The 25,558-nt window shown below is 44.4% G+C and carries 24 protein-coding genes and 1 pseudogene; 12 read left to right on the forward strand and 13 right to left on the reverse strand.

All coding sequences use genetic code 11. From position 1 onward, the window contains the following. Window positions 1-505 precede the first annotated feature (505 nt). The 5 genes and pseudogenes from ACGF49_RS13640 (at window position 506) to ACGF49_RS13660 (ending at window position 4,987) form a co-directional block, all read left to right on the forward strand. Window positions 506-1,108 carry a 1-acyl-sn-glycerol-3-phosphate acyltransferase gene (locus ACGF49_RS13640; protein WP_113043072.1) on the forward strand — a complete coding sequence of 201 codons (603 nt, stop codon included), beginning with the start codon at window positions 506-508 and terminating at the stop codon, window positions 1,106-1,108. Beyond that, window positions 1,105-2,049: a phosphatidate cytidylyltransferase gene (locus tag ACGF49_RS13645; protein ID WP_191214902.1), complete on the forward strand. Its 945-nt coding sequence runs from the start codon at window positions 1,105-1,107 to the stop codon at window positions 2,047-2,049. Before ACGF49_RS13640 ends, ACGF49_RS13645 begins: the two co-directional genes overlap by 4 nt. Window positions 2,050-2,227: 178 nt before the next feature. After that, a pseudogene (locus ACGF49_RS13650) lies at window positions 2,228-2,383 on the forward strand (plasmid stabilization protein); the annotation flags it as partial. A gap of 465 nt (window positions 2,384-2,848) precedes the next feature. Further along, on the forward strand, window positions 2,849-3,820 hold the full coding sequence (gene pfkA, locus ACGF49_RS13655; protein ID WP_113042999.1) for a 6-phosphofructokinase: 972 nt from the start codon (window positions 2,849-2,851) through the stop codon (window positions 3,818-3,820). Between the two features lie 171 nt (window positions 3,821-3,991). Further along, window positions 3,992-4,987: a sulfate ABC transporter substrate-binding protein gene (locus ACGF49_RS13660; RefSeq protein ID WP_113042998.1), complete on the forward strand. Its 996-nt coding sequence runs from the start codon at window positions 3,992-3,994 to the stop codon at window positions 4,985-4,987. A 52-nt stretch (window positions 4,988-5,039) separates the two neighbouring features. Here ACGF49_RS13660 and tpiA read toward each other — a convergent pair whose 3' ends face one another. Further along, window positions 5,040-5,807: a triose-phosphate isomerase gene (gene tpiA / locus ACGF49_RS13665; protein WP_228900120.1), complete on the reverse strand. Its 768-nt coding sequence runs from the start codon at window positions 5,805-5,807 to the stop codon at window positions 5,040-5,042. Window positions 5,808-5,941: 134 nt separating this feature from the next. Next, window positions 5,942-6,544, reverse strand: coding sequence for a YiiQ family protein (locus ACGF49_RS13670; protein ID WP_387491436.1), 603 nt, complete (start codon window positions 6,542-6,544; stop codon window positions 5,942-5,944). Window positions 6,545-6,611: 67 nt separating this feature from the next. Here ACGF49_RS13670 and ACGF49_RS13675 point away from each other — a divergent pair, with 67 nt between their 5' ends. Continuing rightward, window positions 6,612-7,046, forward strand: a complete 435-nt coding sequence (locus tag ACGF49_RS13675) for a DUF805 domain-containing protein (RefSeq protein WP_112878960.1) — start codon at window positions 6,612-6,614, stop codon at window positions 7,044-7,046. A gap of 2 nt (window positions 7,047-7,048) precedes the next feature. Here ACGF49_RS13675 and fpr read toward each other — a convergent pair whose 3' ends face one another. Next, complete coding sequence (gene fpr / locus ACGF49_RS13680; RefSeq protein WP_113042993.1) at window positions 7,049-7,795, reverse strand: ferredoxin--NADP(+) reductase; 747 nt, start codon at window positions 7,793-7,795, stop codon at window positions 7,049-7,051. A gap of 211 nt (window positions 7,796-8,006) precedes the next feature. Here fpr and ACGF49_RS13685 point away from each other — a divergent pair, with 211 nt between their 5' ends. Then, the gene (locus ACGF49_RS13685) at window positions 8,007-8,216 is read left to right on the forward strand and encodes a hypothetical protein (protein WP_228900124.1); all 210 of its coding nucleotides are present in this window, start codon (window positions 8,007-8,009) and stop codon (window positions 8,214-8,216) included. Between the two features lie 63 nt (window positions 8,217-8,279). On the opposite strand, the gene glpK is transcribed toward ACGF49_RS13685, so the two are convergent. Beyond that, the gene (glpK, locus tag ACGF49_RS13690) at window positions 8,280-9,803 is read right to left on the reverse strand and encodes a glycerol kinase GlpK (RefSeq protein ID WP_112895294.1); all 1,524 of its coding nucleotides are present in this window, start codon (window positions 9,801-9,803) and stop codon (window positions 8,280-8,282) included. 30 nt (window positions 9,804-9,833) lie between these two features. After that, on the reverse strand, window positions 9,834-10,664 hold the full coding sequence (locus ACGF49_RS13695; protein ID WP_113042991.1) for an MIP/aquaporin family protein: 831 nt from the start codon (window positions 10,662-10,664) through the stop codon (window positions 9,834-9,836). A 304-nt stretch (window positions 10,665-10,968) separates the two neighbouring features. On the opposite strand from ACGF49_RS13695, the gene zapB reads away from it, so the two are divergent. Then, the gene (gene zapB, locus ACGF49_RS13700; RefSeq protein ID WP_113042990.1) at window positions 10,969-11,211 is read left to right on the forward strand and encodes a cell division protein ZapB; all 243 of its coding nucleotides are present in this window, start codon (window positions 10,969-10,971) and stop codon (window positions 11,209-11,211) included. Window positions 11,212-11,279: 68 nt separating this feature from the next. Here zapB and rraA read toward each other — a convergent pair whose 3' ends face one another. The 7 genes from rraA to priA all read right to left on the reverse strand — a co-directional run bounded on the left by rraA (window position 11,280) and on the right by priA (window position 19,515). After that, complete coding sequence (gene rraA / locus ACGF49_RS13705; protein WP_113042989.1) at window positions 11,280-11,786, reverse strand: ribonuclease E activity regulator RraA; 507 nt, start codon at window positions 11,784-11,786, stop codon at window positions 11,280-11,282. A 149-nt stretch (window positions 11,787-11,935) separates the two neighbouring features. Next, window positions 11,936-12,853: a 1,4-dihydroxy-2-naphthoate polyprenyltransferase gene (locus tag ACGF49_RS13710; protein ID WP_387491443.1), complete on the reverse strand. Its 918-nt coding sequence runs from the start codon at window positions 12,851-12,853 to the stop codon at window positions 11,936-11,938. 219 nt (window positions 12,854-13,072) lie between these two features. Next, window positions 13,073-14,404 (reverse strand): HslU--HslV peptidase ATPase subunit, encoded by a 1,332-nt coding sequence (gene hslU / locus ACGF49_RS13715; RefSeq protein ID WP_113042985.1) that lies wholly within the window; start codon window positions 14,402-14,404, stop codon window positions 13,073-13,075. A gap of 11 nt (window positions 14,405-14,415) precedes the next feature. After that, entirely contained in the window at window positions 14,416-14,946 is a 531-nt protein-coding gene (hslV, locus tag ACGF49_RS13720) for an ATP-dependent protease subunit HslV (RefSeq protein WP_036780122.1), read from the reverse strand. Between the two features lie 124 nt (window positions 14,947-15,070). Then, window positions 15,071-15,892 carry a cell division protein FtsN gene (gene ftsN, locus ACGF49_RS13725; RefSeq protein ID WP_113042984.1) on the reverse strand — a complete coding sequence of 274 codons (822 nt, stop codon included), beginning with the start codon at window positions 15,890-15,892 and terminating at the stop codon, window positions 15,071-15,073. A gap of 69 nt (window positions 15,893-15,961) precedes the next feature. Next, window positions 15,962-16,990 carry a DNA-binding transcriptional regulator CytR gene (cytR, locus tag ACGF49_RS13730; RefSeq protein WP_113042982.1) on the reverse strand — a complete coding sequence of 343 codons (1,029 nt, stop codon included), beginning with the start codon at window positions 16,988-16,990 and terminating at the stop codon, window positions 15,962-15,964. A gap of 326 nt (window positions 16,991-17,316) precedes the next feature. After that, window positions 17,317-19,515: a primosomal protein N' gene (priA, locus tag ACGF49_RS13735; RefSeq protein WP_113042981.1), complete on the reverse strand. Its 2,199-nt coding sequence runs from the start codon at window positions 19,513-19,515 to the stop codon at window positions 17,317-17,319. 220 nt (window positions 19,516-19,735) lie between these two features. On the opposite strand from priA, the gene rpmE reads away from it, so the two are divergent. Then, window positions 19,736-19,951, forward strand: a complete 216-nt coding sequence (gene rpmE, locus ACGF49_RS13740; protein WP_112878949.1) for a 50S ribosomal protein L31 — start codon at window positions 19,736-19,738, stop codon at window positions 19,949-19,951. A 129-nt stretch (window positions 19,952-20,080) separates the two neighbouring features. Here rpmE and metJ read toward each other — a convergent pair whose 3' ends face one another. Then, window positions 20,081-20,398: a met regulon transcriptional regulator MetJ gene (metJ, locus tag ACGF49_RS13745; protein WP_113042979.1), complete on the reverse strand. Its 318-nt coding sequence runs from the start codon at window positions 20,396-20,398 to the stop codon at window positions 20,081-20,083. 287 nt (window positions 20,399-20,685) lie between these two features. Here metJ and metB point away from each other — a divergent pair, with 287 nt between their 5' ends. From metB to metF, 3 genes are all read left to right on the forward strand, one after another. Next, window positions 20,686-21,846 (forward strand): cystathionine gamma-synthase, encoded by a 1,161-nt coding sequence (metB, locus tag ACGF49_RS13750; RefSeq protein ID WP_113042978.1) that lies wholly within the window; start codon window positions 20,686-20,688, stop codon window positions 21,844-21,846. Window positions 21,847-21,848: 2 nt separating this feature from the next. Then, window positions 21,849-24,284, forward strand: coding sequence for a bifunctional aspartate kinase/homoserine dehydrogenase II (locus tag ACGF49_RS13755; protein ID WP_228900131.1), 2,436 nt, complete (start codon window positions 21,849-21,851; stop codon window positions 24,282-24,284). 322 nt (window positions 24,285-24,606) lie between these two features. Further along, entirely contained in the window at window positions 24,607-25,491 is an 885-nt protein-coding gene (gene metF, locus ACGF49_RS13760; protein WP_113043071.1) for a methylenetetrahydrofolate reductase, read from the forward strand. The last annotated feature ends 67 nt before the right edge of the window (window positions 25,492-25,558 follow it).

Raw genomic sequence — 25,558 nt, forward strand, 5'->3', positions numbered from 1 at the left:
TGCTGATTCTTTTATTCTGATTGGGGTAGGGTATGGTTTAACGCTTTTTCCATTTGCGATTTCTCTTGGCTGTATTGCTGCATTATTAGCTGTTTTGACCGCTTATATTCGTTTGTTAGGTGGGACTTGTGGTTTATCTCAGCGTTTCCTCGGTCCGATGGCGAAACAGCATCGGATGGCATTAATTACCGTTAGTTCAATTGTTGCCGCTTTTTTACCTCAGTTATGGAGCCAGTATCTTTTATTGGCGGTATTAGTCGTTATCACATTGGGTTGTCTTTGGACATGTGTTCGGCGAACCAGAGTCATATTGAATGAATTACAAGAGAAGGATGCTTGTAATGAATATACCCGTCATCTTTCAAGTTGCCTCTTTGTTGGCTGCACTCGCTCACCCCGGTCACATAGTTACCTATGCTCCCGGGGATTCACTCCCTTGCCGTCGCGATCCATCTTGAAATCCATAGGGTATAAACCACAAGAAGTGACATTGGTAAGTAAAGGTATGGGTTCGTTTCTGTCTGGGCTTTGCCGTTTATTAACAGGAGTGAGAATTCGTTGGATTGGGTGTAAGCCATCGGTAGTTTCCCGAATTTATTATGCTAATCATAGCAGTCATCTGGATGGATTAGTTATTTGGGCTGGATTTCCTCGGGTGTTACGTTCTCGGGTGCATCCAGTTGCTGCACGTGATTATTGGAGTAAAACTTATCTGCGCAGATATTTTATTAATAAAGTTTTTCGGGCTGTGCTTATTGATCGTAAAGGAGAGGATTGTTTAAAGGGAAATACCCTGACACCCATGGAGGATGTATTAAAACGAGGGGAATCTTTAATTTTGTTCCCGGAGGGAACGCGAGGGAGTGGGGAACAAATCAATAAGTTTAAAGGGGGGCTATATTATTTAGCGAAGAAATATCCTGATATTGAGCTTATTCCAGTTTATCTGGAAAATTTAAACAGGGTTTTGCCAAAAGGCTCGGCACTTGTTGTTCCTGTTATTTGCTCGGCAACATTTGGACAACCTTTGGAAAAGTTAGGTGCAAAAGAGGAAAAAGCTGACTTTTTACAGAGAGCTCGTCAGGCATTGGAGGCGTTAATATTATGACTATGCTTAATAATAAACTACTCCTGTTGTTGGGAGGTATGTTCGTGCCGTTAATTATTGCCAGTATTGTTGGTGCAATACTTTCCTCCAAATATTCAAGGGATAACAGTAATGCGACAATCGATAATCTGAATGCCCGCATCCGTGGCTGGTGGGGGATGTGTATTATTTGTGTGTTGTCGGTGATTATTGGGCCAATCGGTTCGGTGTTATTATTTGCGAGTATGTCATTTTTCGCTTTGCGGGAATTTTTCACTTTGACACCAACACGACGAAGTGACCATGAGGCCATGTTCTGGTGTTTCTTTATTTTCATGCCATTGCAATACGTTGCCGTTGGTATTGAGTGGTATGGCGTGTTTTCTATTTTCATTCCTGTTTATGTTTTCCTGTTTTTACCTGCTCGTATTGCATTGGCTGGAGATACAACGAACTTTCTGGAACGGACAGCCAAAATACAGTGGGGTATGTTAGTTGCTGTATTTTGTATTAGCCATGCCCCCGCTTTATTGATGTTAGATATTCCAGGTTATGAGGGGGAGAATGTCGAGTTATTGTTGTTTTTAATGATTGTGGTGCAGATGTCAGATGTCTTGCAATATGTGTTTGGTAAATTATTTGGCAAACATCCTATTGTGCCTAAATTGAGTCCAAATAAAACAGTTGAAGGTTTTGTTGGTGGCATTTTGGTTTCAGTGTTATTAGGAATGTCACTTTATTGGGTAACGCCATTTTCTCCGTGGGAGGCAGGTTTGATGTCATTAGCGATTACGCTGATGGGCTTTATTGGTGGCTTGTGTATGTCGGCGATAAAACGTGATAGTGGCATTAAAGATTTCGGTGAAATGATTGAAGGTCATGGCGGCATGTTAGATAGGATCGATTCGTTGTGTTTTGCCGCCCCAGTCTTTTTCCATCTGACACGTTATTTTTATACATAAAGATTAAATAAAAGATCATTTTGTAGTGCTCTTATACCGAATGAACTTCAAGATGCTTGAGTCGTCAGATATAAAAACATTTAAATTCAACAACATAATCGTTTTTCAAACATGCACTTTGAAGTATCTTGAGTATAAATGATCTAGTGTTGAATTATATAATTGTATGAGGTGGTGTATGGCATATCAAATCTTAACAAACACAGCGGCGAGTATTACCGATCTGAAACGTAACCCTATGGGAACATATTTACAGGGAAAAGGTGAGGCTATCGTAATCCTAAACCGAAATGAACCAGCGTTTTATTGTGTGCCGCCTGAATTATTCGCTTACTATCCCCTCATGTGCCGTCAGCAAGACTAAGTGGTCGAGTTAACCGGTGCGGTCTTCTGGCTACCACTTGGTTTATGAGGTGAACGACAATGAGATTATCTTGCTCGTCATTGCTATTGGTAAACGGGCCGGAGATTTGGTTTATAAATTGTCGCTCAAGACAGTTGTCCAGTGCGAGCGGGGATATAAGGATAGGATTTCTCGGAGGTTGGTTGATGACCTTAAGAGCTATAGGAGCATAATTAAATGGTTTTTTAGCCAACTTGATCTCAAAAAGGGACTTATTGTTAATGCAGACTTGGTTTTTTACCGTATTATATGAAAAGTTGAATCAATTCAGCTTGATTGTTTCAGTACGCCGGGTGGTAGCAGGTTAAAAAGGCAGATTTCTCAGGCAAAGTGATCGCATACGGAGTCCGCCGTTAGCGGGTTTGCAATTATTACATCTACAAGTCAGAGGTCGTCATGAGCAATGAGATCAAAAGAATCGGTGTCTTAACGAGTGGCGGTGATGCGCCGGGTATGAATGCAGCTATTCGTGGTGTGGTTCGTGCGGGATTAACCGAAGGGTTGGAAGTTTTCGGTATTTATGATGGCTATCTTGGCTTGTATGAAAACCGCATGAAGAAACTTGACCGTTTTAGTGTGTCCGACATGATTAACCGTGGTGGTACTTTTCTAGGCTCAGCCCGTTTCCCAGAGTTCAGGGATGAGAAGGTTCGTACTGTCGCTATTGAGAACATGAGAAAAAACGGTCTTGATGCTCTGGTCGTTATCGGCGGTGACGGTTCCTATCTTGGTGCGAAAAAACTGACAGAAGCGGGTTTCCCCTGCATTGGTCTACCGGGCACTATTGATAATGATGTGGCGGGTACCGACTATACCATCGGCTATTTCACGGCGCTGGAAACTGTGGTTGAAGCGATTGACCGTCTGCGTGATACCTCGACTTCCCACAAACGTATTTCCATTGTTGAAGTCATGGGACGTTATTGTGGTGATCTCACTTTGTCAGCCGCTATTGCAGGTGGTTGTGAGTTTATTGTTCTACCGGAAGTCTCATTTAGTTGTGATGAGCTCGTAGCGGAAATTAAAGCGGGTATCGATAAAGGCAAACGCCATGCCATCGTTGCAATTACCGAACATGTTTGTGATGTTTATGAACTTGCGAGACATATCGAAAAAGAGACGCATCATGAAACCCGTGCCACAGTCTTAGGCCATGTTCAGCGTGGTGGTTCCCCGGTTGCCTATGATCGTATTCTGGCTTCCCGTATGGGGGCATATTCCATTCAATTGCTGTTGGAAGGTTATGGTGGTCGTTGTGTTGGTATTCAAAACGAGAAACTTGTTCATCATGACATCATTGATGCAGTGCAAAATATGAAACGTGTGTTTAAACAGGATTGGTTGGAAACCGCGAAAAAGTTGTATTGATCACGTCAATACCGGCAAATCTAAATCCGTTGCAGCCTCGTTGGAGGCTGTAATTTATCTTTAGATATTCCTTTCACATATAAATAAATGCTTTTAATTATTTCTGAGTGATAACGCTTTCTGTCAGCCTTGAATTTCATAACAGTTAAAACAGCTTGTGGAGAGATTCAAATGAAAGTCAGATGGCGTGTGGCATTGGCGTTACTATTGATTACCAATAGCAGCGTCTGGGCAAAAGATCTTCAACTTCTTAATGTTTCCTATGATCCAACCCGTGAGTTATATCAGCAGTATAATCAGGCTTTTAGCGATTATTGGCAACAGAAGACAGGGGATAAAGTGATAATCCGGCAATCTCATGGTGGTTCGGGTAAACAGGCAACTTCTGTTATCAACGGCCTTGAGGCGGATGTGGTGACACTGGCTTTGGCCTATGATGTGGATGCCATTGCGGAACGTGGCCGGATAGCGAAAGCATGGATTAAGCGTTTGCCAGAGAATTCTGCCCCCTATACTTCAACCATTGTTTTTTTAGTGCGGAAAGGTAATCCAAAGCAAATTAAAGACTGGTCAGATTTAGTTCGTCCAGGAGTATCTGTTGTGACACCTAATCCAAAAACATCGGGCGGTGCACGCTGGAATTATTTGGCTGCATGGGGTTATGGGTTGATTCATAACAATCAGGAACAGGACAAAGCGAAAGCGTTTGTTAAAGCCCTTTACCAGAATGTTGAAGTGCTCGATTCTGGCGCAAGAGGAGCGACCAGTACTTTTGTCGAGCGTGGAATCGGTGATGTATTAATTGCCTGGGAGAATGAGGCATTATTAGCGATTAATGTGCTTGATAAAGATAAATTCGAAATTGTGACACCTAGTCTGTCAATTCTGGCTGAGCCGACGGTTTCTGTTGTTGATAAGGTTGTTGATAAACGTCATAGCCGTGAGCTAGCAACAGAATATCTGCAATACCTTTACTCGCCAGTTGGGCAGGAGATAGCGGCTAAAAACTATTATCGACCACGTGATAAAGCGGTTGCTGATAAGTACCGCTCTTCTTTTCCTGCGTTGGAATTATTTACTGTCGATAAGATATTCGGCGGTTGGGGTGAAGCTCAAAAAGTGCATTTTGCGACTGGCGGTGTGTTTGATGAGATTATTCAGCGATAAAAATGAGTAACCGCCGTAGGTGTACGGCGGTCAATTATCGTTGAAATATGAATTAGGCTTTTTTCGCAGTGGCTGCGGCTTTTACGATAACAGCGAAAGCATTCGCTTTTAGAGATGCACCGCCAACTAATGCACCGTCAATGTCTGGTTGAGCGAATAGTTCAGCGGCATTATCTGCGTTCACAGAGCCACCGTACTGGATAATGACTTGTTGTGCGATTGCTGTATCTTTCTGCGCAATATGATCACGGATGAATTTATGCACAGCCTGAGCTTGTGCCGGTGTTGCTGATTTGCCTGTACCAATTGCCCAAACAGGTTCGTAAGCAATGACCGCATTTTGGAATGCTTCTACTCCCAATATGTTCAGAACCGCATCAATTTGCCTTGCACATACGCTTTCAGTTTGGCCGGCTTCATTTTCCTGTTCAGTTTCGCCGATGCACAAAACAGGGATTAGACCTTGTTGTTTAAGAATGGAAAATTTTTTCGCAATGAATTCATCACTTTCTTGGTGGTAAGTACGGCGTTCAGAGTGGCCGATAATAATGTATTCTGCGCCAATGTCTTTCAACATTGTGGCGGAAGTTTCACCGGTAAATGCACCAGACAGGTTAACGTCAACGTCCTGTGCACCTAGAGCAATGCGGCTGCCAGCCAGTGCTTGTTTAGCCTGAGAGAGATAAAGCGCTGGTGGCGCGATAGCGACGTCACAGCCGGTAACACTGCTTAATTCTTGACGCAGGCCAGTGATGAGTTCGTTAACCATATGGGTGCTGCCATTCAATTTCCAGTTACCCATAACTAATGGATGTCGCATGTTTTTTCCTCCAACCAGAGAATGTTTAAGTAGTGAGTTGAATGAAATTCATTCTTAAGATCGATTCGGTAGATCGGCGCTCCACAGTATAGTGATCATTGCCGACAATAGCTTTTTTTTATTGCTAAATTTGATTAGTTATCGGGTTCAAATAACCATAGCTTAATCGGTTCAATAGCGAAAGTAAGCGTTTTTTCGCTACTATTTACCACAATATAGCGAATAGCGCCGATGTTGTGGCTGTAAAATGGCGATTTTTTGCTGTTTATGAGTAAGTTATCAATATTCTCTTTGCTTTGTTCCTGTGAAAGCGTTGGGTTAAAGTGGCGCATTAGGGCGATCATGTACTGCTCTGCCAGCATTTGGTTTTGCTGAGTTTCAGCGGTATTTTCTGATGGTAGTAATGTCAGTTGCAGGCTTTTGATTTTTTCGCTTCCTCGCTCAAGTACGGCGGAAGAATAGAGTTTTTCATTGATTTTACTGGCAGCTCGTGTCAGTGGCGGATAAATGTTTTTACTTATGATTACCCGATACTCGCGTAGTGGCAATGTCGGGTTGTGGCGATTATATTTTTCGCGAAATCGCGGGATAGTTTCATCGAAAGAGGGGGCATTCGGCAGAAGATAGGTCGCTTGTACTGTGGGTTCTGTGGTTGTGGATTTATCAGCATGGGCTACCAATGGCAAACCGACGCTGTTTGCCGCTAATATTATGGCTAGAAATTTATTAACGTCCATTTTCATGTTGCCGCTCGCTTAGGTTAAACTGCGCAGAGAAACAGAATACACGATTGGAAAAGAATAGATGACATTACAACAATGGGGTTTTTCATTCAAAGGACGAATTGGGCGGTGTGAATTCTGGATTGGCATTGGTGTTTGCTTGGCTTTGATGTTTGTTATCTTGACTATTCAGGGAATGAATTCTTTGACCATGCACTATGCTGTTTTTGCACTTGTCTTGGTGATGTATCCCGTAGCGGCAATGATGGTTAAGCGTCTGCATGATCGAAATAAGCGGGGAGGCTGGTCGCTGCTTTTATTACTGGCAGGGCTGTTGATTGCTGTTGACTGGGGTGGCATGGCACCGTTCTGGCAATGGGGGATTGGCCGTTTTATCCCCACATTGATCATTGTAATGATGGTGCTTGATTGCGGTGTATTCCGTGGTACGGATGGGCCAAACCGGTTTGGTGAGGCGACAGAGAAAGTGGATTTTATTTCTGTCAAAGATGATTGAAATTACCAATATTGCTCACTGGTGATATGCCCCGGTTTGCGGCGTAAGTGTTTTGTCATTCCACGCCGCTCTTTTAGCAGTTGCTGGGTATCTTTCACCATTTGAGGGTTACCGCATAACATAATATGGCTGTTGTCACTGTTCATCGTAAGTCCGGCAGCGGACTCAAGTTCGCCGTTCTCGATCAATGCTGGGATACGACCAGTCAATGAGCCGGGGTTTTGTTCACGACTGACGATAGTCTGAATTCGTAACTTGCCATTGAGACGTTCAACTAATTGCTGCATTAAGGGCAGATAGCTTAAATCTTGTGTTAGTCTGACTGCATGCACCAATACGATGTTCTTGAATCTATCCAGATGATCTCCTTGCTGGAGGATTGACAGATAAGGGCCAATGGCAGTCCCTGTTGAAAGCATCCATAATGTTTCACAATCAGGTATTTCATCAAGAATAAAAAAGCCTGCGGCTTGTTCTGTTACTAAGAGATCATCACCCGGTTGCAGAGCTGCTAACCGTGGGCTGAGTTTGCCTTCTGGAACCGTGACTAAGTAGAATTCAAGATTATTATCTATCGGGGCATTAACATAAGAGTAGGCCCGTTGCACCCGTTCATCATCTATTTCCATCGCCAGTTTTGCAAACTGACCCGCAGTAAATTCTTCAACCGGTGCATGTATCCTGATGCTGAATAAGGTATTCGTCCAGTGAATAACTTGTGTAACTTTTCCTGTAACCCAGTTTGCCATTGGAATTTATCTCCTATCCCGAAAGAAATCTCCGAACAGTTTGTTTTTACGTCGCTATTTTAGTCCTATAGAGATAAATACCATTATCGATTCTGTGTCATAGAAAAATTAACCATAATTTTATTAATACTTGGTTTATATGTGCATATTTGTTGCCATATATGGCGTAATTGACTGCAATTTTTTCTGAAAATAAAATTGTGCACTACTTTTGTCTTTGGTGCAGGAATATGTTCTTTACGTCAGTTTTGATCTTGCTTTGTTGGTTACCATTGGCACATATACCCTATGGATTTCAAGATGGATTGCGACGGCAAGGGAGCGAATCCCCGGGAGTATAGGTAACTATGTGACCGGGGTGAGTGAGTGCAGCCAACAAAGAGGCAACTTGAAAGATAACGGGTATAGAATGCAACGCTAGGGATATGTCGTTTAATCATATTAGTAAAGAAAGGGTGGTAATTTCACCCTTTCTTTATATTAATTAACCTTTATCTTCCCAATCCTGCGCGCGGGCAACTGCTTTTTTCCAGCCATTGTATTTGTAATTACGTTCAGTGGTTTCAATGCTTGGGCGGAATTCTTTTTCAATGGTGGCTTTACTTTTCACTTCATCCAGGTCTTTCCAGTAGCCAACTGCCAATCCTGCGAGGAATGCTGCGCCCAATGCAGTGCTTTCACGCACCACAGGGCGTTCTACACGGGTGCCAAGAATATCTGATTGGAATTGCATCAGGAAGTTATTGGCAACGGCTCCGCCATCTACCCGTAGTGCTTGCAGCCGGGTGCCTGCATCAGCTTGCATAGCGTCCAGTACATCACGGGTCTGATAGGCGATAGATTCCAGCGTCGCACGAATGATGTGATTACTGTTGGTGCCGCGGGTTAGGCCGAAAATTGACCCTCGGGCGTAGGGGTCCCAATAGGGGGCACCAAGGCCGGTAAAAGCAGGGATCACATACACGCCGTTACTATTTTTAACTTTAGTGGCAAAATATTCGGAGTCAGCCGCATCTGCAATAAGTTTCAGTTCATCACGCAACCACTGAATAGAGGCACCACCAACGAAAACCGCACCTTCAAGTGCATAGTTCACTTCGCCGCGAGGACCACAGGCAATGGTTGTTAGTAGGCCGTGATTGGAGCGTACGGCATCTGTACCCGTGTTCATCAGTAGGAAACAGCCTGTCCCGTAGGTGTTTTTCGCCATACCCGGTTGGACACAAAGTTGACCATATAGAGCAGCTTGCTGATCACCTGCGATACCTGAGATAGGGATCCGGGTGCCGCCTTTACCGCCGATGTTGGTCTGACCATAAATCTCAGAAGATGAATGAACGCTAGGCAGTAGGGATCGCGGGATTTGTAACTCATCAAGAATATGTTGATCCCACTCCAGATTGTGAATATTGAACAGCATCGTTCGGGAGGCGTTTGTGAAATCGGTAACGTGGACACGGCCTTGAGTCATTTTCCATACCAGCCAAGTATCCACAGTACCGAATAGGAGCTCACCCTTTTCAGCTCGTTCACGGGCGCCTGCGACGTTATCTAAGATCCATTTTACTTTGGTGCCGGAGAAATAAGGGTCTACTACCAACCCTGTATTCTGGCGAATATATTCTTCTAATCCCTCTTTTTGTTTGAGTTTAGTACACGCGTCTGCGGTACGGCGACATTGCCAAACGATGGCATTGTAAATAGGTTTACCGGTTTCTTTTTCCCAAATAATCGTTGTTTCACGTTGGTTGGTAATCCCAATACCGGCAATCTGATCAGAACTAATATCCGCTTTCGCCAATACTTCTACTAAAGTTGAGCTTTGGGTTGCCCAGATTTCCATTGGATCGTGTTCTACCCAACCCGGTTTAGGATAAATTTGCGTAAACTCTCTTTGGGAAATTGAGATAATATTGGCGTCGTGATCAAGAATTATTGCTCGGGAACTGGTGGTTCCCTGATCAAGAGCGACAATATACTTTTTCTCAATCATATTTTCTGTTGTCATGATAATAACCTGTTCTGGTAATGCTCTACTTTAGGCTTTCTTTTTCTTCTGATCTTCAGTCTTATGAACATCAGATGGTAAATTACGACCAATAAGTTTGCGGTAGCCAAATGCTCCCACAATACCGCCGATAATGGGGGCGGTCAGAGTAACCAGACAGTAAGGGATTTCACGCCCACCCGTCAGGGCAATATCTCCCCAACCGGCCAGATAAGCAACTAATTTGGGACCAAAGTCACGGGCCGGGTTCAGCGCGAAACCGGTTAATGGGCCAAATGCACCGCCGATAACGGCAATCACAATACCAATCAGTAACGGGGCCAGAGGACCGCGGGGAATACCGTTACCGTCGTCAGTCAGCGATAGAATCAAACAGAGCAGAATGGCGGCAATGATAACTTCTATCATAAAAGCCTGAGAAATGGACAGTGGCGCCATTGGGTAAGTAGAGAATACACCTGCTGTAAACAGGCTTTCAGGCGTGCCACGAATGATATTGTGTACTTGTTCGTAATCAAGGAATACGCTGTAGTACATCATGTAAATGAGAACGGCAGCGATGAAGCCACCAATCATTTGGGCAATAATGAAAGGGATAACCTTTTTGCCATCAAAGCGGGCAAACAACCATAAGGCAATCGTCACTGCTGGGTTAAGGTGAGCACCGGAAACACCTGCGGTGAGATAAACAGCCAACGCAACGCTCATACCCCAAATAATACTGATTTCCCATAAGCCTAATTGTGCGCCGGCAATACGTGCAGCGGCAACACAGCCTACTCCAAGGAAAACCAATAGTGCGGTACCAAGAAACTCAGAGATACATTGTCCGGTTAATGTCGTGCTAGTGGTTTGGCTCATATGTTCTATCCTACAAAGAAGATTTTAGAGGCGTAATTATTATTGTCACCTTTCAGAAATTGAAAAGGAGATTATGTAAATTTATCGTTAATGAGCGGAAACGAGAAATAGCGAAATTAAAATGTGTGTGTTGTGTCAACAAAATGAGCGAATCCGCATTTATCCGCTATTTTGCTAAAAATTAAAGTGTGAGACATTTTGAGCTTTTTATTTGGTAGTTATTTTTCATGTGTTGGGGATGTTGCTAGACAGGGGAGCTTTGGCTACATACAATCAGACAATTGCTTATAAGGGGGAACCGAGAATGTCATTTGAAGTTTTTGAAAAGCTGGAAGCCAAGGTTCAGCAGGCGATTGATACTATTACCCTGCTACAAATGGAAATTGAAGAATTAAAAGAAAAAAATCGAGCTTTGTCTCAGGAGATCCAGAATGCAACCAGCGGCCGTGAGTCTCTGGCTCATGAGAATGAGCAATTAAAACAAGAGCAGCAAGTATGGCAAGAACGTTTGCGTGCCTTGTTAGGCAAAATGGAAGATGTTCAGTAATTAAAATTTCCAACAGACAAAAGAAGGGCGATCTGAAAAATCGCCCTTAGTTTTATCATACATTATCATCAGATGATCTCATCTTCTTCATCATCAAGTCCCAGTGGTTCTTCAGACAAAATGATACCGGTGTTATCGGCATACAAATAATCGCCAGAGAAGAAGGTGACACCACCAAAATTCACCCGGATATCGCTTGCGCCGGTCCCTTCATCACGACAGCCAGCAGGAATAGCGGCTATAGCTTGAATGCCGAGGTCGAACTCTGCTAACTGGTCAACCTGACGTACAGCACCGTAAACAACAATACCCTCCCATCCATTTTGCACAGCGAGTTGTGCCAGTTCAGCGTTAATTAATGCTTGGCGTACAGAACCACCACCATCTACCAGTAAAATGCGTCCATGACCGTTGTCTTCAAGCAGGTCGTAAAGTAATCCGTTGTCTTCAAAGCATTTAACCGTGATGATTTGACCACCAAATGAAGTACGCCCGCCAAAATTGGAGAACATAGGCTCTACCACATTTACTTCTTCTTGATAGATGTCACAAAGCTCGGAAGTATCATATTTCATAGGATTTACGTCTGGTTAAGGTATGGAACAGTCAGTATATCCCTTTCAGGCCGATGTTAGCAAAATCATCAATTATTAAATTGATATTGTTAACAGGTATCCAGAATGATTAAGTTACAACACCTTCGGAAAAACAGCACAAATATTGTCTAATTAAAAATAAGACCAACTGAAAATAGAATATTAGTCAATAATGCCGTCTTAACCATCTGTCCCAACATTGGTCGCATTCCTTCCGGTGTGGGTTCATTAAGTACATACCACATATGTTTGAACAACCAAGGCAGAGCGAGCAAGAACAACCAGCTTGACCAGCCAGACGGGTTTTGTATGGTGAATAATACCAAGCAGAGTATTGTTGTGATTATTAAACATCCATGATAATAACGGGCTTTTTTAGGGCCGAGACGGACGGCCAGGGTATTTTTGCCATGCCGTTTGTCATCTTCAATATCACGCAAGTTATTGATATTCAGAACAGCAGCAGAGAGAAGACCACAGGCTGTCGCCGGGAGTATGACAACTGAATCAAAAAAACCTGCTTGAAGATAATAAGTACCGGCAACACTTAACCAGCCAAAGAAAATCAGTACTGAAATATCGCCAAGTCCCATATAGCCATAAGGCTTTGTACCGACTGTATAGGTAATTGCGGCAATAATTGCTAGCAGGCCAAGTGCCAAAAAACCGAATATATCGCTAGGTTCTTCACAGGCAACGGCAATCAAGGCGCTACCAGACAGACAAGTTAGCAGGACAATAATCTTCAGCGCTTTTTTCATCTGTGAGATGGTAATAATGCCTTTTTGCATACCACGTAGTGGCCCGATACGCTTTTCAGTATCACTGCCTTTGATAACATCACCGTAATCATTGGCGAGATTGGACAGAATTTGCAGTATGGCTGCTGTTAATAGTGCTAGTAAGGCGACCGGTAGCTTGAAATGCCCTGTCCAGGCAGCAAGGGCTGAGCCAGTAATAATGGCGGCAAGGGCGAGTGGTAGCGTTTTAGGACGCAAACTTTCCAGCCATGCTTGAGTTTGACTGATGGAAGTTGATGAGTTCATTTCTGAGTTCACTTATTCCTGTAAATTTATAATGAATGATGGGAGGCATGCCTCCCATCATTCATTATATACCCGTTATCTTTCAAGTTGCCTCTTTGTTGGCTGCACTCACTCACCCCGGTCACATCGTTATCTATGCTCCCGGGGATTCGCTCCCTTGCCGTCGCGATGCATCTTGAAATCCATAGGGTATAGCGGATCAGAAATCGTATATACCGATTATAGGATAAAGCGGCTCAGATCTTCATCTGCAACCAATTCATCTAGATGCTTTTTAACATAGTCGGCATCAATATCAACTGACTGACCACGACGTTCACTGGCTTCGAAGGAGATATCTTCTATCAGCCGCTCAAGCACAGTATGTAGGCGACGGGCCCCGATATTTTCGGTCGATTCATTTACCTGCCATGCGGATTCTGCAATTTTGCTAATGCCATCATCCGTGAAACTGATGATCATACCTTCCGTTTCCATCAGTGCTTTGTACTGTTCCGTCAGGGATGCACTCGGTTCAGTCAGAATACGCTCAAAATCTTTTGTAGTGAGTGCCTGTAACTCCACTCGGATTGGCAGACGCCCTTGTAATTCAGGGATCAGATCGGAAGGACTGGCAACCTGGAATGCACCTGAGGCGATAAACAGGATGTGGTCTGTTTTTACCATGCCGTGTTTAGTGGATACTGTACAACCTTCCACCAATGGTAACAGGTCACGCTGAACACCTTCACGGGAAACATCAGGGCCTGAAGTCTGGCCTCGTTTGCAGATTTTGTCGATTTCATCAATGAAGACAATACCGTGTTGTTCAACGGAATCAATAGCCTGTTGTTTCAATTCTTCCGGGTTAACTAGTTTAGAGGCTTCTTCTTCGATCAGTAGCTTGAAAGCATCCTTGATTTTTAGCTTACGAGATTTGTGTTTCTGACCGGCAAGGTTCTGGAACATAGATTGCAACTGATTTGTCATCTCTTCCATACCCGGAGGCGCCATGATCTCGACGCCCACAGGTGTGGTAGCAACATCAATCTCGATTTCTTTATCATCAAGTTGACCTTCACGTAGTTTCTTACGGAATGCCTGGCGTGCGGCTGATGGCTCGACTTGCGTCTCCGTTTGTCCCCAGTTATTTTTGGCTGGTGGGATCAGGACATCCAGAATACGCTCTTCTGCCAATTCTTCTGCCCGATAACGGTTTTTTTCGATGGATTGCAGGCGGACCATTTTAACCGCGGCATCGGTCAGATCACGGATGATAGAATCGACTTCTTTACCAACATAGCCAACTTCGGTGAATTTTGTCGCTTCGACTTTGATAAACGGCGCATTTGCCAGTTTTGCCAGGCGACGGGCGATTTCGGTTTTACCTACCCCAGTCGGACCAATCATCAGGATATTTTTAGGTGTTACTTCGTAGCGCAGCGTTTCATCTAGCTGCATACGACGCCAGCGGTTACGGAGTGCGATAGCTACAGCGCGTTTCGCTTTGTCCTGACCAATAATGTGTTTGTCAAGTTCGCTGACAATTTCGCGTGGAGTCATTTCAGACATACTATCTACCCTTACGCTTTTGAAGGAAGTTCTTCGAAGTTGTGATTATGGTTGGTATAAATGCAGATATCACCGGCAATGGTTAACGCTTTCTCTGCAATTTGTCTGGCGCTGAGATCGGTATTCTCCAGCATTGCTCGTGCGGCAGATTGGGCGTATGGGCCACCGGAACCAATGGCAATGAGGTCATTTTCTGGCTGAATGACATCGCCGTTACCTGTAATGATCAGGGAGGTATTTTCATCTGCGACTGCCAGCAGAGCTTCCAGTTTGCGTAGCATGCGATCAGTGCGCCAGTCTTTAGCAAGCTCAACCGCTGCTTTGGTCAGATGCCCTTGGTGCATTTCAAGTTTACGTTCAAACAGTTCAAACAGAGTAAAAGCGTCTGCTGTACCGCCGGCAAAACCCGCGATTACTTTGTCATTATAGAGGCGGCGAACTTTACGGACATTGCCTTTCATGACGGTATTACCCATCGTTGCCTGTCCATCACCACCGATTACGACTTGGCCATTACGGCGAACACTTACGATTGTAGTCACGAGTAAGCCCTTGGTTACAAAAATAGATAAATGTGACGCATGGTACTTTCCCATAGGGTATACGGCTATCGAAAATACCGTGTGCACGGTGTTAGCAGTATAGATGGGGGAGAATTATCATTTTTCAACCCCCAGTAACACGGAGAATGCAACCTGATACGCCAGCGCCTTTCAGACGTTCCCGCATTTTTTCTGCGGTGTTTTTACTGTAGGGACCAAGAACAACACGATGCCAGCCGTCTCCCGTTGTGATCTGGCTTTCAATACCCGCAAATGCCAGATTGGCACGTACTGATTCAGCTTGGTCCATATTGCGGAATGAACCACATTGTAAAATCATACGCTGTGCCTTTTCTACGGGCTTAGGTTTACTGGTTTCAGCCGGTGGTAGAGTTTGTGGCTGAACTGGCTGAGTCTGCATGGGTTGTTGTGGTAACGTTTGTTGAGGTTGTGGCCTTGTTTCCAGCGGTTTTTGTGTTTCCGTTGATGGCTTGATGATCACTTGTGAACGCGGCACTTGAACGCCATTGTATGGCACTTCTGGTAGTGAAGTCGCCGGTTGGCGCATATCCGCCTGCATTTGTTCAAGTAACTGCCGTTGCTCTGCGGTCAGCTGAGTTTGTGAATTGCTTTGCCCCCCGGATGAGGGATCACGTGGTGTCTCGATGCCAACGGGGCGATTTTCCAATTCTTTGATATAGCGCCAACGTTCTTCTGGTTTTGGTGGTAATCCATTGTTTTGCTGAGAATGTTTTGGCAGTATTTCTGGTTCGCTTTTCTGTTTATTGTGGGTAATAAAGTAAAGGCCACCAATAAAGATAACGACTAAGGCTATCGCGATGACCAGCGTTGCTTTTGGCAGCCCCTGGGCTTGGTGTTTTTTCTTATCGGTATTTTTACGGCGGGTGTTTGAACGCCCGCGACTCACATAATCTCGTTGTGCCACTGTCTAATTCGCTGAGTAATTTAAATAAAAGAAAATAAACGATATGTTACTTAACCTGCGGTTATTTGCCTAGCTTTTAGGCGAACAGGTGCTTTGCCGAATAATTAATTCCGATTCCAGTAACTGAGAACCGCCTGAAGTTGTGTGACCCTGGATTTGATCTAGCAACAGTAACATTGCCTTGTGACCAATTTGATAACTGGGCTGTCCAACGGTTGTCAACGGCGGATCGCTGTACGTGGCGAGACTTAAGTTATCAAACCCAATGATTGATAAATCTTCCGGTATTTTTAAGCCCATTCTTTTAGCCTGCCACATCACGCCAATTGCCATAACATCGCTGTGGCAGAAGATGGCTGTAGGGGGATCCAGCAGAGAGAGCAACTGTTCAGTCAGCTTTGCGCCGCTTTCATGGGTAAAGTGACCTTGGACAATATAATCTTCACGAATTGTCCCACCAGAGCGACGCAATGCTTGGATATATCCCTGACGGCGATAGCGGCAAATCGGTATATTTTCTGGACCGGAGAGGCAGGCAATGCGTTTATGTCCCAATGTTTGCAGATAATGAGTCGCATTGAATGCGGCGGTCAGGTTATCAATATGAATAGTCGGCAGTTCTAGCTCTGGTGCAAATTCGTTTGCCATTACCATTGGCGGTAGGTTTTTTTGTTCTTCTTTGCTGGCATCAAACGGGATATTCGAACCCAGTAGCAACAGACCATCAATTTGTTTGGTGACAATCAGGTTGAGAAACGCGTGTTCCTGTTTTTGCTGATGTTGGCAATCACCGATTAAAACCAGATAGCCATGTTGTTCCGCTGTCTCTTCAATGCCGCAAATCACATCAGTGAAAAAGGGATCGCTGATATTTGGCACTATCACTAAAATAGTTTTTGACTCACCGCGTTTAAGATTACGGGATAAATTATTTGGGTAATAGCCCACAGCCAGTACAGCTTGTTCCACTTTTTGTCGGGTCTGGGAAGAAACCTTTTCTGGATTCATGAGTGTTCTCGATACTGTTGCGGTAGAAACGCCAGCCACTTCAGCGACATCTTTCATTGTTGCGGAGGTGCCATTCTTTTTCTGCTCCAAAACTCACTCCTCATTTCCTGACTGATTAGTTAAATGATTGTCATTTTCTGGTTGCCGGGAAACCGTCAGTGACTTTAAGGAAAGTAACGACATGCGGTTTAAGGTTATGACAATGTTATTAAGGGATCATTCTAAACAGTTTGGCAAATTCATTTATTCCTTAGTTTGTAAAAAAGTGTGATATAAATCATTTATTCGATATGGCTCGCAAATTAGTGAGTAATTTTTCATTGGTTACGGATTGTTGGGTGTGATTTTTTAAATAGCAAATAAGAGTATGTTTAATCTGCTCAGGTTATGTGTTTTAAAATAGAGGCGATTAATTACTAACTGTCTGTTGGATCAACATCGATATTCCATTTCACTTTTCGGGTTTGCGGTAAAGCTGTTATCTGTGGATAAACCAGTGCCATGATTTTTTGTAAAACAGTTCTGGATGGATGTTGAATTAATAGTTGCCAACGATAACGACCACTTCTTTTTGACTGTAATGCAGGAACCGGGCCCATGATCCATAAGTTATCATCCCGCAAAGGGTGGTGTTCAAAAAGCAGGCGCAGTTGTTGTAAAAAAGCAGGTGCTTGCTGATTATCGTGATCTTCTGACCGCAAGATAATATGGCTGGTAAATGGTGGTAAAAACACACTCTTACGTTCATCCATAGCTTGAATAGCGAAAGCATCGTAGCCTTTATTGAGCAAAATTTGCAGTAATGGATGGTCAGGATGATGAGTCTGAAGAACCACTTCTCCTCGTTTACCAGCCCGACCAGCCCGACCAGAAACTTGTGTATAAAGTTGTGCGAAACGTTCTGCTGCCCGAAAATCTGCTGAAAACAAGGCACCATCAACATCGAGTAACGCGACCAGTGTGACATCAGGAAAATGGTGACCTTTTGCCAGCATTTGGGTGCCAATCAGTATACGGGCATTTCCGGCGTGAATGTCAGCCAGTTGTTGTTCCAGTGTTCCTTTGCGGCTAGTGGTATCCCTGTCAATGCGGGTAACGGGTACATTAGGGAATAGGGCTGAAATACCGTCTTCAAGCTGTTCTGTGCCAAGGCCAACAGGTTGAAGATGAGTAGAACCGCATTGCGGGCACTGACGGGGAACGGGGCGCTGGCTGTCACAATGATGGCAACGTAACTGACGATGGTATTGATGCAGCGTGTAATAATGGTCACAGCGTTGGCATTCTGCAATCCAGCCACATTCATGGCAGAGTAGGGCAGGTGAGTAACCGCGGCGGTTAAGGAAAAGTATGACCTGATTATTGGCTTGTAGATGTTCTTCAATACGTTTTATTAGTGGTTGAGATAACCCGATTTTGAGTGGTAAGCCTTTTAAGTCCAACAGATGCTGAGTCGCTGGCTGAGCATAACCTGCCCGTTTGGACAATGTTAGCGTACGGTATTTGCCTTGTTGCACATTGTAAAGTGTTTCTAGTGCTGGGGTCGCAGAGCCCATGATCACCGGGATATTCTCTTTTTTTGCTCTGAATACCGCTAAATCACGGGCATGATAACGCCAGCCCTCCTGTTGCTTATAAGAGCTGTCATGTTCTTCATCAATAATGATGATGCCAAGGCAGGCGAAAGGGGTAAATAGGGCTGAGCGTGTACCGATGACAATGGCGTTTTCACCTTGTCGCGCTCGTAGCCATACAGCAAGACGTTCACTGTCATTCAGGGCTGAATGAAGAACATCAACCGGTGCGTTGAAACGTTCACGGAAGCGACGGATGGTCTGTGGTGTCAGGCCAATTTCCGGTACAAGTATCAGCGCTTGTTTACCTTGCTCCAGAATATTTTCCAACACACTGAGATAAACTTCTGTTTTACCTGATCCGGTGATGCCCGCCAGTAACCAGGGAGAGAATTGCTGGTCTTCTGCACGGATAGCACCAACTGCTGTGGCTTGTTCGGTATTCAATTTCAGGCGTTCGCCGGTGATTTGGAAGTGATTTCGCCAGTTCTCAGATTCAGGTTGCACAGGGTATAAATCGATAAGTGACTTCTTTTTGAGCGATTGGAAAGCGCTTTCGCTCAGTTCCAGTTCTGTAATCTGATGGCGATATATTGCTTTACGGCGTAGGGTTGCCAGTACTTGCTGCTGTTTTGGCGAGCGTTTCAGTTGCGCTAGCGGTAATTCAGCGCCTGTTGGCGTGACTTGCCATTGCCATAGTGGAGTTGATTCCGCGGGTTTTCCTTGACGAAGCAGCACCGGCAATGCATGGAACAGGACTTCACCGATGGGGTAATGGTAATAATTGGATGCCCAGAGCAATAATTGCCAAAGGTTTTCTGGAAATAAAGAGTGAGTATCGAGAATAGATTCTATGGTTTTCAGTTGTTCTGCCGGAATATCACTGTTGTCAGTTATCCCAGTGATGATACCAATCGCTTTACGTTTGCCAAAAGGGACTGTTACCCGCATTCCTGCAACGGGTAATTGACTTTCTGCGGGTAGCAGATAGTCAAAAGAGCGGGTAAGAGGGACAGGCAGAGCAACCTGAATAACAACCATAAAATTATTCCGTAAAATCAATGGGTAAATTAGAATGTAATCAAAAATTGATTACAGAGTACCATAGGTGTTGAGTGGATTTCATTGCGAGATAGGCAGATCTTCTGTATGATCCGCCGCCTTTGGTATGGAAGATACCAAACTCATTTTATCAACACGACGTGTGGTGTCTGGCGGCAACAGGGCTGGATAGCGACACGGCCTTAACAGAGGTTATCCCATGAAAAAAGGTATTCATCCTAAATATGAAGAAATTACTGCAACCTGCTCTTGCGGTAATGTAATACAAGTCAGATCTACCGCTGGTCACGCTTTGAACCTAGACGTATGCGGCCAATGCCACCCATTCTATACGGGTAAACAACGTGATGTTGCTACTGGTGGTCGTGTTGATCGCTTTAAGAAACGTTTCAATGTTCCAGGTGTCAGCAAATAGTTGCAGAATTGAGCCTGTCCATGATGACAGGCCGACTGGTACTAACGCCCGGTGTTTTGCATCGGGCGTTTTGCATTTTAGCCAAAATAAAAAATCCCTGAATTTTTACAGGAGTTTTTTTCGCTACTATCAATATTCCCAGGTATCAGGATCAATACCTAATTCCCGCATGATTTTTTTGGCTACCTCTGGGATTTCATCATTACGCTCTTTACGTAAATCAGCATCATCGGGCAGCGGCTGTCCAGTAAATGCATGCAGGAATGCTTCGCACAGCAATTCACTATTAGTTGCATGACGCAGGTTATTGACCTGGCGACGAGTGCGTTCATCAGTGAGGATTCTCAACACTTTCAAAGGAATTGAAACTGTGATTTTCTTCACTTGCTCGCTTTTTTTGCCATGTTCAGCATAAGGGCTGACATATTCACCGTTCCACTCAGCCATGGGGTACCTTAAATAGTCGTAAAATCATAAAATTAAGCCAGATAACAGCACCAGCTTTCGTTGTGACATATTGCCATTTTATCGTGATTTCCTTATCAATTATACAGTTATAGTATATGCGATAAACTAATGGCTACTAATAAATAAAGCACCATTAGTTATGATGAATAATTATCCCATTGTCTAATCTAACCGTAAAGAGGTTTGGATGTCTAGATGTATTGACGTCTACTGTGGTAGCGGATATTCTTCCCTGACTTAATTTATGACAGATAGTGGTAGCTGATATGACACGCAAGCCGGCAACAATAGCAGTTCGCAATGGGCTGAATAATGATGAACAGTATGGTTGTGTTGTTCCGCCTATATATCTTTCCAGCACATATAATTTTACTGATTTTAATCAGCCAAGGACACATGATTATTCCCGCAGGAGTAATCCGGGTCGAGATATGGTGCAACAGGCATTAGCTGAGCTGGAGGGGGGAGCGGGTGCTATCATGACCAGCAGTGGAATGTCAGCCATTCACCTGTTATGCACGGTTTTCCTTCAACCTGGCGATCTGTTGGTTGCGCCTCATGATTGTTATGGTGGCAGTTACCGTTTATTTGACAGCCAGACTAAACGCGGTGCTTATGACGTGGTTTTTGTCGATCAGAGTGATGAACAGGCATTAAAGCAAGTCTTGTCCAAAAAACCAAAGTTGGTATTGATTGAAACGCCCAGTAATCCTTTATTGCGTATTGTCGATATTGCTCATATATGCCAGCTTTCCCATGAGGTAGGGGCGACAGTCATTGTTGATAACACTTTCCTGAGCCCTGTACTACAGAAGCCGTTGGAATTGGGGGCAGATCTGGTTGTGCATTCCTGTACTAAATATCTTAATGGACATTCTGATGTGATTGCCGGAGCTATTATTGCAAAAGATGAAGAGGTTGCAACGGAACTCGCTTGGTGGGCGAATAATATTGGTGTGACCGGTGCGGCGTTTGATAGCTACCTGCTGTTGCGCGGCATGCGCACTTTATCGCCACGGGTCCTGTTACAGCAAAAGAATGCATTGGAGATCGTCAATTATCTTCAACAGCAACCGTTAGTGAAAAAACTTTTTTATCCTGCTTTGAAAGATCATCCTGGGCATGAAATTGCTCGTAAGCAACAATTTGGTTTTGGTGCAATGATAAGCTTTGAATTCGATGGTGGTGAACAGGCGATACGCCGTTTTCTGTCTGAGTTAAAGTTATTTACTTTGGCGGAATCACTGGGCGGTGTGGAAACCTTAATTTCTCATACGGCTACCATGACTCACGCTGGCATGTCAGCACAGGCAAGGGCGGAAGCGGGGATTACGGATTCACTATTGCGTGTTTCTGTGGGTATTGAAGATAGTCAGGATTTAATCGCTGATTTGGAAAATGCATTTCAGGCAGTAGTAAAGGAGTGACCATGAGTACACTGGTAGTTGCAACGGCGGAAAATGACCGCCAATTACATAAGTTTGGTGGAAGTAGTCTCGCGGATGTGAAATGTTATCAACGGGTGGCCAAGATTATGGCTAATTACAGCCAACCCGGTGATTTAATGGTGGTATCCGCGGCAGGCAGCACGACTAACCAGTTAATTAATTGGCTTAAACTTAGCCAGAGCGACCGTATTTCTGCCCATCAGGTACAGCAGGTTCTGCGCCGTTATCAGCAGGATCTGATTAGAGGTTTGCTACCTGAAACTGTTGCTGAAGAGTTGGTGAAGCGTTTTATTGCCGATCTTGAAAAGCTAAGTGCATTACTGGATAAACCCGTTAGTGATGTGACTTATGCAGAAGTGGTGGGGCACGGAGAGATCTGGTCCGCGCGTTTGATGTCGGCTGTGCTTGAAGTTCAGGGTATTCCTAGCGCTTGGGTGGATGCTCGCCAGTTTTTACGCGCGGAACGGGCAGCTCAGCCGCAAATTGATGTTACCCTTTCCCAACCATTGCTAAATCAGTTGCTAACACAAAACCTAAATAAACGACTGGTGGTGACCGGTTTTATCTCCAGTAATCATGATGGAGAAACGGTGTTATTGGGGCGAAATGGCAGTGACTACTCCGCAACTCAGGTTGGGGCTTTGGCAGGGGCGAGGCGGGTAACCATCTGGAGTGATGTTGCTGGTGTCTACAGTGCTGATCCGAGAAAAGTCAAAGATGCCTGTTTGTTACCATTATTACGCTTAGATGAAGCTAGCGAACTTGCTCGTCTTGCCGCACCCGTGTTGCATGCTCGTACCTTACAGCCTGTTTCCTTCAGTGATATTGATTTGCTACTACGTTGCAGCTACCAACCGGAGCAAGGATCAACGCGTATTGAAAGGGTTTTGGCTTCTGGGACTGGCGCAAAAATTGTTACTAGTCATGATGATGTTTGCCTAATTGAGTTGCATGTGGCCGCTCATCATGATTTTAAACAGATATACAAAGATATTGATCTGTTGCTAAAGCGAGAACAAATTCGTCCATTGGCGACAGGTATCCATCTAGACTGTAATTTGATTCAGCTCTGTTACACTTCCGAAGTGGTGAATAGTGCATTGGGTGTGCTGGAAGATGCTACGCTTCCGGGGAGACTTTCCCTTAGAGAAGGTTTGGCGCTGGTGGCACTGGTTGGAGCTGGTGTATGCAAGAACCCATTACATTGCCACCGTTTTTATCAGCAACTTAAAGATCAGCCGGTAGAATTTATCTGGCATGCGGAGGATGGTATCAGTCTTGTCGCTGTGTTGCGGACTAATCAGACTGAACATGTGATTCAGGGGTTGCATCAGAGTTTGTTCCGGGCTGAAAAGCGGATTGGTCTGATTTTGTTTGGTAAAGGAAATATTGGCTCTCGTTGGTTGGAGTTATTCGCTCGTGAGCAGAAAAACATTTCGGCTCGCAGTGATTTTGAATTTGTTCTGGCCGGTGTGGCGGATAGTCGCCGGAGTTTACTCGACTATCAAGGGATTGATGCTAGTCGAGCATTAGCTTTTTTTGATGACGAAGCGACAGAATATGATGTTGATGGATTATTTCTGTGGATGCGAGCGCATCCTTATGACGATTTGGTGATCCTAGATGTGACGGCGAGTGAAGAACTAGCTCGATGTTACAGCGATTTCGCCAGCTATGGTTTCCATGTTATCAGTGCCAATAAAATTGCGGGTGCTTCCAATAGCAGTGATTATCGTTTCATTCGTGATGCATTTACCAAAACAGGTCGCCATTGGTTTTACAATGCAACAGTTGGCGCTGGCTTACCTATCAATCATACCGTAAGGGACTTACGGGAGAGTGGTGATACCATTTTGTCCATTAGTGGCATTTTCTCCGGCACATTATCTTGGCTGTTTCTGCAATTTGATGGTTCAGTGCCGTTTAGTGATTTAGTTGAACAGGCGTGGCAACAGGGATTGACAGAACCTGATCCGCGCATTGATTTGTCTGGTCAGGATGTGATGCGTAAATTGATTATCCTTGCCCGTGAAGCAGGGTATGAGATTGAGCCAGAGCAAGTGCGTGTTGAGTCACTGGTGCCGAAAGACGCAGAGTCAGGCTCTATTGAACAATTCTTTGATAATAGCGGTGCTATCAATGAGCAGATGGTGCAGCGATTAGCCGCGGCGCAGGAAATGGGCATGGTGCTGCGTTATGTTGCCCGTTTTAATGCGAATGGTAAGGCAAAGGTGGGTGTTGAGGCGGTACGTCCTGATCACCCATTGGCGTCTTTGCTACCGTGCGACAACGTGTTTGCGATTGAGAGCCGTTGGTATCGTGATAATCCGTTAGTGATCCGTGGGCCGGGGGCTGGTCGTGACGTGACCGCCGGAGCGATTCAGTCTGATCTTAACCGCTTGTCACAACTGCTTTAAGCTTTCTAGCCTCCACTGATTGATCAAATGTGATTTCCTTCGCTTGATATTTGAGGTAACGAGAGGGTGGATGCTCTGAACAGGGCATCTTTCCTCATTGCTGTTTTAGGCATCGATCTACTAAAGATTCCTCGATGAATTTTTTTCCGATTCAGGGTGAATATTCCTCACCGATTTAACTCAACTTTGTTGTTGACTAAAAAATGCCGATCCCTCATTTTATTTAGACGTCTAAACGTATAGGTGTTTAGATGTGCAAATAAAAGTAACTGGCAAATTATTAAGATGGGAAATTATTCCGTTTGTTAACGAGGTGCAGGATATGAGTTTTTTTCACGCAAATCAGCGCGAGGCGCTGAATCAGAATCTGGCTGAACTGGAAGGACAGATCCGTGTTTCATTTGAATTCTTTCCACCGCGTACAGCCGAGATGGAAAAAACCCTGTGGAAATCCATTGGTCGTCTGAGCACCCTCAAGCCTAAATTTGTTTCTGTTACTTATGGTGCTAACTCTGGCGAGCGTGATCGTACCCATAGCATAATCAAGGGAATAAAAGAAAAAACCGGCCTTGAAGCGGCTCCGCACCTTACTTGTATTGATGCCAGTCGCGATGAATTGTGCGAAATTGCCCGTGATTATTGGAAAAATGGTATTCGCCATATTGTGGCTTTGCGGGGTGATTTACCGGAAAACGGTGAAAAACCTAAAATGTATGGAGTTGATCTGGTTGAATTACTTAAGAAAGAAGCTGATTTTGATATTTCCGTTGCGGCTTACCCTGAGGTGCATCCTGAGGCAAAAAGTTCTCAGGCTGACCTGATTAGCCTGAAACGAAAAATTGATGCGGGGGCGAACCGTGCTATTACTCAATTCTTCTTTGATGTGGAAAGTTACCTACGTTTTCGTGACCGCTGTGTGACTGCCGGGATTGATGTGGAAATTGTACCGGGAATTTTGCCGGTATCCAATTTCCGTCAGCTTAAACGTTTTGCTGTAATGACCAATGTGCGTATTCCAAGTTGGATGACCAGAATGTTTGATGGACTGGATGATGATCCTGAAAGCGCAAATTTAGTTGGTGCTTCTATCGCAATGGATATGGTGAAGATTTTAAGCCGCGAAGGTGTGAAGGATTTTCATTTTTATACCTTAAACCGTGCAGAACTGAGTTATGCAATTTGTCATACTTTGGGTGTTCGTCCTTAATCATTGGCTCTTATTAAGAAATGTTGCTTAGTAAGAGCATATTTTTTTCGCAGTATTGTTATAAAGA

Origin of the sequence: Photorhabdus sp. RM96S (genome assembly GCF_042879335.1) — a bacterium.
GTDB lineage: Bacteria > Pseudomonadota > Gammaproteobacteria > Enterobacterales > Enterobacteriaceae > Photorhabdus > Photorhabdus kayaii.

What these genes read in the sequence shown, in the direction of transcription:
- ACGF49_RS13755 (WP_228900131.1), top strand. Translation starts at nt 21,849, where the DNA reads ATGAGTACACTGGTAGTTGCAACGGCGGAAAATGACCGCCAATTACAT.
- ACGF49_RS13695 (WP_113042991.1), bottom strand. Translation starts at nt 10,664, where the DNA reads ATGAGCCAAACCACTAGCACGACATTAACCGGACAATGTATCTCTGAG.
- ACGF49_RS13675 (WP_112878960.1), top strand. Translation starts at nt 6,612, where the DNA reads ATGACATTACAACAATGGGGTTTTTCATTCAAAGGACGAATTGGGCGG.
- hslU (WP_113042985.1), bottom strand. Translation starts at nt 14,404, where the DNA reads ATGTCTGAAATGACTCCACGCGAAATTGTCAGCGAACTTGACAAACAC.
- glpK (WP_112895294.1), bottom strand. Translation starts at nt 9,803, where the DNA reads ATGACAACAGAAAATATGATTGAGAAAAAGTATATTGTCGCTCTTGAT.
- ACGF49_RS13710 (WP_387491443.1), bottom strand. Translation starts at nt 12,853, where the DNA reads ATGAACTCATCAACTTCCATCAGTCAAACTCAAGCATGGCTGGAAAGT.
- ACGF49_RS13640 (WP_113043072.1), top strand. Translation starts at nt 506, where the DNA reads ATGGGTTCGTTTCTGTCTGGGCTTTGCCGTTTATTAACAGGAGTGAGA.
- tpiA (WP_228900120.1), bottom strand. Translation starts at nt 5,807, where the DNA reads ATGCGACATCCATTAGTTATGGGTAACTGGAAATTGAATGGCAGCACC.
- pfkA (WP_113042999.1), top strand. Translation starts at nt 2,849, where the DNA reads ATGAGCAATGAGATCAAAAGAATCGGTGTCTTAACGAGTGGCGGTGAT.
- priA (WP_113042981.1), bottom strand. Translation starts at nt 19,515, where the DNA reads ATGGTTGTTATTCAGGTTGCTCTGCCTGTCCCTCTTACCCGCTCTTTT.
- rraA (WP_113042989.1), bottom strand. Translation starts at nt 11,786, where the DNA reads ATGAAATATGATACTTCCGAGCTTTGTGACATCTATCAAGAAGAAGTA.
- metF (WP_113043071.1), top strand. Translation starts at nt 24,607, where the DNA reads ATGAGTTTTTTTCACGCAAATCAGCGCGAGGCGCTGAATCAGAATCTG.
- metJ (WP_113042979.1), bottom strand. Translation starts at nt 20,398, where the DNA reads ATGGCTGAGTGGAACGGTGAATATGTCAGCCCTTATGCTGAACATGGC.
- ACGF49_RS13670 (WP_387491436.1), bottom strand. Translation starts at nt 6,544, where the DNA reads ATGGACGTTAATAAATTTCTAGCCATAATATTAGCGGCAAACAGCGTC.
- fpr (WP_113042993.1), bottom strand. Translation starts at nt 7,795, where the DNA reads ATGGCAAACTGGGTTACAGGAAAAGTTACACAAGTTATTCACTGGACG.
- ACGF49_RS13660 (WP_113042998.1), top strand. Translation starts at nt 3,992, where the DNA reads ATGAAAGTCAGATGGCGTGTGGCATTGGCGTTACTATTGATTACCAAT.
- ACGF49_RS13645 (WP_191214902.1), top strand. Translation starts at nt 1,105, where the DNA reads ATGACTATGCTTAATAATAAACTACTCCTGTTGTTGGGAGGTATGTTC.
- rpmE (WP_112878949.1), top strand. Translation starts at nt 19,736, where the DNA reads ATGAAAAAAGGTATTCATCCTAAATATGAAGAAATTACTGCAACCTGC.
- metB (WP_113042978.1), top strand. Translation starts at nt 20,686, where the DNA reads ATGACACGCAAGCCGGCAACAATAGCAGTTCGCAATGGGCTGAATAAT.
- zapB (WP_113042990.1), top strand. Translation starts at nt 10,969, where the DNA reads ATGTCATTTGAAGTTTTTGAAAAGCTGGAAGCCAAGGTTCAGCAGGCG.